An 8,060-nucleotide genomic window follows, 5' to 3' on the forward strand; every position below is an offset into this window, starting at 1 on the left:
CGCTGACCCGGCCGGCGTGGGTAAGGTGGCGCTGAACAACAACGCCTTTCCCTGGCTGTTGCTGACGCCGTGCCTGGTGTTTTTGCTGCTGTTTCTGCTGGTGCCGCTGCTGCAGCTGTTTGACCAGAGCCTGACCGCCGTGGACGACCTGCTCGAACCCCAGCCCGGTTACAGTGTCACGCAATATCTTACCGTGTTCGGCGATCCACAGTATCTGTACGCCTTGTGGACCACGCTATGGGTGTCGCTGTTTACCGCCGCCGTTACCGTACTGCTGGCGTGGCCCGCCGCCTGGCTGCTGATTAACACCCGGCGGCGGGGCTGGCGCACGCTGCTGTACGTGATCCTGATCTCCCCGCTGCTGACCAGCGTGGTGATCCGTACCTTTGCGTGGATCGTGCTGCTGGCGCAGAACGGCCTGATCAACGGTTTTCTGCTGTTCACCGGGCTGATCCCGCAGCCGCTGAACCTGCTGTGGAACATGAACGCGGTGGTAATCGCCTATGTGCAGGTGATGCTGCCGTTCGCCGTGCTGCCGCTGGTCACCTCGCTGAACGAAATAGCCCCCTCGCTGCGCCACGCGGCGATGAGCCTCGGTGCCACGCCAGCGCAGACCTTTCGCCGGGTGATCCTGCCGCTGAGCGTACCGGGCATGCTGACCGGTTTTATCATCGTCTTTTCCCTCGCCGCCGGCAGCTACATCACCCCGCTGCTGATCGGCGGCCGCCTGCAGCCGCTGCTGCCGATTGCCATCTATCAACAGGCGATGCAGATCGCCAACCTGCCGCTGGCGGCCGCCCTGTCGCTGACGCTGCTGCTGATGACGCTGGCGGTGGCCGCTATCGCGGGCATCCTTCTGAAACGCTGGGAGAAAAATAATCATGGTCACTGATCGAACGCCGCGCGTACGGCTTCAGCGCTGGCTGCTGACGCTGGCGGGGACAGGGGTTTACGCCTTTCTGGCGCTGCCGGTGCTGGTGATCCTGCTGTCGGCATTCAGCCCACAGCCTTATCCGCAGTTTCCTCCACAGGGTATCTCGCTGCGCTGGATCCGCGCGCTGCTGGATGACCCAGGCTGGCTTGACTCGCTGAAGGTTAGCGTCGTATTGCTGCTGGTGGTCACGCCGCTGACGGTGCTGATCGGCACCTTCGCCGCGTGGGCGCTGGCGCGGCTGCAGTTTCGCCACCGCGAGGCGCTCCAGGCGTTTATCCTGTCGCCGTTGATGATCCCGCAGGTGGTGCTGGGCATCGCCTTACTCTACGTGCTGACCGCCGCCGGGCTGGCCGGTACGCTGAGTGGCCTGGTTATCGGCCATATGGTGGTCGCGCTACCTTACGTGGTGCGTACGGTCAGCGTCAGCCTGGCGGCGATGGACCGCCGGCTGGAGACGGTGGCGATGAGCCTCGGCGCCGGCCGCTGGTACAGCTTCCGCCACGTAACTCTGCCGCTGATTAAACCGGGGATGCTGGCCGGCGCGGTGTTTGCCGGGGTCACGTCGTTTGGCGAGGTCTCGGTAAGCCTGTTCCTGAGCGCGCCGGAGACCATCACCATCCCGATCCGGGTATTTAACTACGTGGACCAGACCTTTGATCCGACGGTAAACGCTATCTCGGTGATCTTTATTCTGCTGGCGGTGCTGATCCTGTTGGTCATCGAGCGCACCATGGGGCTGGTTAAACTCCTCTGACGGTTTGAAACCGCCAACGTTAACGCCCGCCATCGCGAATAAGGGTTAATCAGGCTAATGATTTACTGATGAGAAAGGGTGCTGTTTCTGTAACAATCTTCTACTCTCTAAGCTGATACCGAACCTGAATCTCAGATGGATACAGAATGATGAACAAAGGAAAACGTTGTTTTTTTTCCACCATTACGGCGGTGGTGCTCTCCGCCGGTCTCACCGTTTCCATCGCCGACGCCTGCACGCGTCTGGTCTATCTGGGTGCCAGTCAGCAGGTGATCACCGCCCGGTCGATGGACTGGAAGGTGGATGTGAATACCAATCTGTGGGTGTTCCCGCGCGGGATACAGCGCAGCGGCGAGGCGGGTGCGAACTCAATCAAATGGACCTCGAAATACGGCAGCGTCATCGCCTCCGGCTATGATATTTCCACCACGGACGGCATGAATGAAGCGGGGCTGGTGGCCAACGTGCTGTGGCTGGTGGAGTCCTCTTATCCGACTGATGATGACAAAAAACCGGGCCTGACCATTGCGGCCTGGGCACAGTACGCGCTTGATAATTACGCCAGCGTCCAGGAGGCGGTCGATGCGCTGGCGAAAGAGCCGTTCAGCATCGTGACCGACAAGGTACCGGGGGAAGACCGGCTGGCGACGCTGCATCTGTCGCTGTCCGATGCCAGCGGCGACAGCGCGATTATTGAGTATATTGACGGCAAACAGGTGATCCACCACGGCCGCGACTATCAGGTGATGACCAACTCGCCGGTTTTTGAAAAGCAGCTGGCGATGGAGGAGTACTGGAAGCCGATCGGCGGCACCGTGTTCCTGCCCGGCACCAACAGCGCTCCCGATCGTTTTGCGCGCGCCACCTTCTACGTGAACGCCATTCCGAAATCGGAAGATCCGACAGAGGCGATAGCCAGCACCTTCAGCGTGATCCGCAACGTTTCGGTGCCCTACGGCATCTCAACGCCCGGTCAGCCGAATATCTCCTCGACCCGCTGGCGGACGGTGGCCGACCACAAGCGCAAACTCTACTTCTTTGAATCGGCCTTAACGCCCAACGTATTCTGGACCGATCTGAACCGTCTCGATTTCTCCGCGGAGAGCGGCAAGGTGCTGAAGCTTGACCTGGGGCCGAATCAGACCAATACCTTCTCGGGCGAAGCTAATGGCCAGTACCGGGAAGCGAAGCCGTTTAAATTTCTTGGGTTGTAATGCGATGGTGTAAAAGAAATTTAATTACCTGACAGCCCGGTTTACTTCAGCAGCCTGAAAGCTTTACTCATTTTATTCAGGCTGGGATCTCACTGTCTTTGATGTCTGCAATCGGGGCAAGAATGCTACTGTCGAACGCATTCAGCGGCTGATGGTATTTCACCCGGTGAGGCCAGTCATGATTGGCCAGCGCGCCGCGGCCAAGTGCAATCATATCGGCGCCCTCATTCAGGACCTGTACAGCCCGATTCGGATCGTGCAGATTGCCATTAGCAATGATGGTGAGGTCCGGCGCATATTTACGTGCGAGAGCGACCAGCGAAGCGGGATTGCCTTCGAAAGCCGGTTTCCATGCCTCAAACTCTGTAAGGTGCAGGTAATCAATTCCTGAAGCGGCAAGCTGGCTGAAGACCACGCGGGCATCCTCTTCACCCTGTGCCCACTTATGGAAAAAGTCATTTACCTTCCCCTGAGAAATACGGATCCCGACAGGAATTCGTTTGCCAACCCGATTACGAATGGCCTTAATAACCTCCAGACTCAGGGCCAGGCGGGCAGCTGTGTCACCTCCCCATTTATCGGTGCGCTGATTGGTGTCGTCGGTCAGAAACTGATCGAGAAGGTATCCGTTTGCGCCATGAATTTCGATGCCATCGAATCCGGCATCCGTCACGGCGCGTGATGCCGCATCGGCGAAGCTCTCAATAATGTCCTGAATTTCGCTCCCCGTAAGCTCACGCGGTACCGGATATTCACCTTCACCCCGGTAAAATGCCATTTGCTTACCCACCGGACGAACGGCTGACGGCCCCACTGTCCCTTCAAGATAGTGATTACCTTGTGACAGTGCGCCTGAATGCTGGATCTGAGCAAAAATTTTGCCGCCCCGCAAATGAACGGCATCAGCGATCGTCTTCCATGCCGCAGCCTGTTTATCATTAACCATTCCGGCCTGGTACGCGTAAGTCTGCGACCATGCCTTATCAATATAGATACCTTCAGTGATTATCAGAGCAAAGCCACCACGCGCGAAGTCATCGTAGTAGGCTCTCATCCGCTCACCGGCAATGCCCTCTTCGGACGCCGTCACTCGGGTCATGGGTGCCACTGCCAGTCGGTTCTGAAACGATACGTCCCCGATGCGGGACGCGCTGAAAAGTAATTCTGAACTCATTTTTACCGTATCCTGAATGCTGAATAGAAAGTAAATTGAATATAATGACAACTGGCAAACGCTTAAACAGGGCAAAATGATAAGCTGGTATATCATTTATCGTTATAATTGCCCGCAAGGTCTGAGACACACCATTTAGTTGTCTTATGCCACTGAAGCAATCTGTTCCGGAGAAATACGGTATTTTATGAATCTTCCTGATGTGCATCTTTTTCTGGTTATTACGGAAACACGCAGTCTGACCCAGGCCGCAAGGCGGCTTGATATTTCGCCAATGGCCGTCTCGCGGCGACTGGCCGCCCTGGAGAAGGATCTCGGAACACGATTGCTACAGCGGACCACGCGCTCTGTTTCCCTGACTCAGGAGGGGCATGAATTTCTGGTGTATGCCCGTGCGCTGGCGGAAGCTGAAGCCGGTGCCAGGGCACTCTTTTCTCCGCAAACTCAGGGTGCGGTAGGTTTACTGAGGGTGACGGCTCCTTCAGGCTTTGGCAGACGAAACATACTTCCCCTTATACCTGACCTGCTGTCAGCCAACCCCGAACTGCGTATTGACCTCCAGCTCACGGAAGATGTGGTGGATATGGTAAACCGGGGAATCGATGTCGCTATACGTATCGCTCCTCTCAGGGACTCAAATCTGATTGCGAAGAAGCTTACCGATAACCCCCGGGTCATCTGCGCCTCACCGGCCTATCTGGCGCAGTACGGGGTGCCGGAGGTACTGAGTGATTTAAGCCTGCATAACTGCCTCAGACTGACGAATGTGCTGCAGTGGACCTTTGAAGGTGAGGGACAGACCACCAGCCTCAGCGTGGATGGGCGCTTCAGTTCAAGTAATGTGGAGGGCGTGCGTGAAATGTGTCTTCAGGGCGTCGGGATCGCACAACTGACCTGGTGGGATGTGAGCCAGGAGGTTAAAGAGGGCAAACTGGTGGAAATCCCGCTCAGGGATGTGTCTCCCCAACAGCTGTCCGTGTGGGCACTTTTACCCACTACCCGTCATCTGCCTCGCCGTGTCAGCATGTTCATTGATGTGTTAAAAAAGTCACTTTAGGAAGCCGATTTTCTATTCCAGCCTGCCAGTCAATCCACACCATCCCCGGTTCACCATTATGTTTTTCATTCAGCCAGGCAAAAGGAGCCTGATCGACCAGGCAGTCTCCGCGGAAAATGACCACGCTGTCCGGATTTTCTCTTTCCAGCAGGGTAAGGGCTTCATCATGCAGTCGAATCAAGTGTTTACGGTAAAGGATGCTCTCTGCTGGTTCGCGTTACTCTGCTGAGAGTTCAGGTATCTCTGCTAACAACGATCAGTTCGCACTTGAAATTGAGCAAGCGCTCAAGCATAGTGCCGGTTCTTGAGCGACTGCTCAAAATAATAAACTCATCATTTATTTAATCCTAAACGGAGCATCGCAGTGATCGTTGAAAACCCTGTTAAAACCTTACAGATGAACCAGATTCGAACCCAGATAATTGAGTGGGTGAAAGCGGATGAAGAGAAAATAGTCGACCTCTTTTCCCGACTGGTTCAGTGTGAAACCCCCAGCCCGCCGGGCGATACGCGGAAGGCGATGAAACTGGTTCAGGACTATCTGGATGCTGAGAATCTGTCATACAAGAACGTGGATTACAGCGAAACCATGCCTAATTTGCTCTCTTCCGTACAGATGCATCAGGAAGGTCGTCATCTGATGCTAAATGGCCACCTTGATGTCTTACCTGCGGGTAATGAACCGGGCTGGACGGATTCACCCTGGAGCGGAAAGATCCAGGATGGTCGGGTCTGGGGTCGGGGCACATCTGACATGAAAGCCGGCGTCACAGCGCTCATGTTTGCCTGTACGTATCTGAACAGGCTCCGTTGCCAGCTCAGCGGAAAGCTTTCACTTAGCCTTGTCTCCGATGAGGAAACCGGTTACGGGCGCGGTACGGGGTATATGTTTGAGCAGATAGAAAGCGAGATGGAAGCCGATTGCGTTCTGACCACCGAGCCTTCAGGCCCGCAAGCCATCTGCTTTTCATCCAAAGGTTACCTGCACTTTGCTGTACGTGTTACCACCCGGGGATCTATTTCCGGCTATCCGAACGAAAGTGCCAGCGCGGTGCGTATCGCCGTTGATATCATCCGGGATCTTGACGAGCTGGAGATGCTGCCGGTTCAGTTGCCGGATGCCCTCACCCGACTTCTCGCCGATCCTGACTGGTGCAAGCGCCACGATGAGCTTATGGGGAAAGGTGCGGCCGCACTCCAGCCCCTGATAACCGTGAATGTCGGCACAATTAATGGCGGAACGTCTGCCAGCGTTATTTCTCCCGATTGCCTGTTTTCTGTGTCGGTGGTGATTCCGGTCGGCGCCGATCCCTATCCGGTTCTGGCTAAAGCACAGGAAATAGTAGGCCGTTATCCTGAAGCCGAACTTATTTTTGAAGGGATTGACTCAGCCGATGTATCGGCACCGGACGGTGAGCTGGCCGTGATCCTGCAGGATACGGTGGAGAGCCTGGGACACGTACGTCCGGAATTTACCCCTGCAATCGCGATATCAGACTGCCGTTACTGGCGCTATCGTGGTACACCTGCGTACTGGTATGGCGTCGATGGCCCGGACTGCAGTGCAGCCAATGAGTCCGTCGCGATCGACGAACTTTTGCATGTCGTTCGCACCATTACCATAGCGGTGGCTCAGTATCTGCTGCGCGACGAGCTGGAAGTAAACGAAGCTCCGGCCACGGCTCCTCAGTTCCGCGAGCTATCTCCGGAGCTGAAGACCTTGCCATCGCGCCGCGTTGCCCGTATTTCACAACAGCTGAAAAGTTTCGGGGAGATTGAAACTGCTGCAGGCCCGATGTTCGACTCTCTGTATGCGAACCTGGTACAGGCCGGTATCGCTGTCGGATCCGATTCCATACTGACCTATGAAATGGCGAAAGGCGGCATACTGGTTTCAGCGGCGTTTCCGGTTAACTCTGAAGCCCTTTCAACGGCAGATTTTGACGTCGTGGATTTACCCGCCATTGAAACCGTCGCAGCGGTTGTGCACCGTGGGGATCCGGCAAAGGCGGATGCCACCTGGAAAGGGCTGCGTCGCTGGGCTCACGCACAGGGTTGCCGCATGAAAGAGCAGTACCGCGAAGTGTATGTCGTGGGTGCGCCTAATCCGGTTAATCTGTGTGCCACAGAAATGTATCAGACCGTTAAACCACGCTAACGCCAGACGACATTCCGTTGCGGAATGTCGCTTTCATTGGCAATCATGCTGAATGCCCCGGATGAAAAAGCCGGCATGGTTGTCAGGTGAAGGCACCCTCGACAGTCTTGATGAGGCATTACGTTTTGCCGGAACCCAAAATCAGCAACAGGCTGATGTGATTGTGAGTCTGGCCCGTGCCGCATTTGATAACGCTTACGTCAGTGTACTGATATGTGCAACGGCTTTACTGATTATCTGCACTCTGCTTGTCGGTTATGTATTTCGCCAGAAAAAAACGATTTCGCCGGAGTTGCGATAATCCATATCTGACCGACTGAAAGGGTTATCACAGATTAGTCTGTCAGATGGTGGGCGGATCAGAATGGACATTGCGCGTGGCGTGCTGATCTATGGAAAATACCGGCCATAACGCACCGTCGATATCAGACTGAACAAAATTGCTATTTCAGGCGGCCCACGGCGAAGATGCGTTGGGCGGCCGTAAAGCATTAGGGGATATCCGGAGTTATTTGGATATTTTACTATTATGATTCCGGATGCGGGTAAATAAAGCGGCGGTATAATAGACGCGGCGCTTGAGGCTTCTGCCTCATGTTGTCGGCAGCAGTGCTGAACGTTGGTGAGGCAGAAAGCAGAAAAGCCCCGAAAGTTAATTTCCATTAACCCCCGAGGCCCTGCATGCAAGAGAACATTCAGGATAGCCTCTTACCCGCCGCAAGGCAAGGAGAAGAAGGCCATGAAACTGCCGCGAAGTCCCGTGATCTGG

General features: G+C 55.5%; 9 protein-coding genes. 7 read left to right on the plus strand and 2 right to left on the minus strand.

What is annotated here, in order from left to right; translation table 11 throughout:
* Positions 1 to 25 precede the first annotated feature (25 nt).
* The 3 genes from NV64_RS01360 to NV64_RS01370 all read left to right on the plus strand — a co-directional run bounded on the left by NV64_RS01360 (position 26) and on the right by NV64_RS01370 (position 2,902).
* Positions 26 to 892 carry an ABC transporter permease gene (locus NV64_RS01360; protein ID WP_056238439.1) on the plus strand — a complete coding sequence of 289 codons (867 nt, stop codon included), beginning with the start codon at positions 26 to 28 and terminating at the stop codon, positions 890 to 892.
* Positions 882 to 1,688, plus strand: coding sequence for an ABC transporter permease (locus tag NV64_RS01365; protein ID WP_101505149.1), 807 nt, complete (start codon positions 882 to 884; stop codon positions 1,686 to 1,688). The genes NV64_RS01360 and NV64_RS01365 overlap by 11 nt, the downstream gene beginning before the upstream one ends.
* Positions 1,689 to 1,834: 146 nt before the next feature.
* The gene (locus tag NV64_RS01370; protein WP_101505150.1) at positions 1,835 to 2,902 is read left to right on the plus strand and encodes a linear amide C-N hydrolase; all 1,068 of its coding nucleotides are present in this window, start codon (positions 1,835 to 1,837) and stop codon (positions 2,900 to 2,902) included.
* Between the two features lie 76 nt (positions 2,903 to 2,978).
* Here NV64_RS01370 and NV64_RS01375 read toward each other — a convergent pair whose 3' ends face one another.
* A complete protein-coding gene (locus NV64_RS01375; protein ID WP_101505151.1) occupies positions 2,979 to 4,076 on the minus strand; it encodes an NADH:flavin oxidoreductase in 1,098 nt (365 codons plus the stop codon).
* Positions 4,077 to 4,263: 187 nt separating this feature from the next.
* Here NV64_RS01375 and NV64_RS01380 point away from each other — a divergent pair, with 187 nt between their 5' ends.
* Complete coding sequence (locus NV64_RS01380; protein WP_056237835.1) at positions 4,264 to 5,133, plus strand: LysR family transcriptional regulator; 870 nt, start codon at positions 4,264 to 4,266, stop codon at positions 5,131 to 5,133.
* Here NV64_RS01380 and NV64_RS23040 read toward each other — a convergent pair.
* Positions 5,105 to 5,314: a hypothetical protein gene (locus NV64_RS23040; protein WP_146005430.1), complete on the minus strand. Its 210-nt coding sequence runs from the start codon at positions 5,312 to 5,314 to the stop codon at positions 5,105 to 5,107. The genes NV64_RS01380 and NV64_RS23040 overlap by 29 nt on opposite strands.
* Before the next feature lie 183 nt (positions 5,315 to 5,497).
* Here NV64_RS23040 and NV64_RS01385 point away from each other — a divergent pair, with 183 nt between their 5' ends.
* From NV64_RS01385 to NV64_RS01395, 3 genes are all read left to right on the plus strand, one after another.
* A complete protein-coding gene (locus tag NV64_RS01385; RefSeq protein ID WP_101505152.1) occupies positions 5,498 to 7,291 on the plus strand; it encodes a M20/M25/M40 family metallo-hydrolase in 1,794 nt (597 codons plus the stop codon).
* Between the two features lie 61 nt (positions 7,292 to 7,352).
* A complete protein-coding gene (locus NV64_RS01390) occupies positions 7,353 to 7,592 on the plus strand; it encodes a hypothetical protein (RefSeq protein WP_101505153.1) in 240 nt (79 codons plus the stop codon).
* A gap of 380 nt (positions 7,593 to 7,972) precedes the next feature.
* Positions 7,973 to 8,060, plus strand: an 88-nt coding sequence (locus NV64_RS01395) for a DUF5431 family protein (protein ID WP_199177605.1), incomplete at its 3' end; no start/stop codon positions are given.

Origin of the sequence: Erwinia sp. B116, assembly GCF_002865965.1 — a bacterium.
Lineage (GTDB): Bacteria > Pseudomonadota > Gammaproteobacteria > Enterobacterales > Enterobacteriaceae > Erwinia.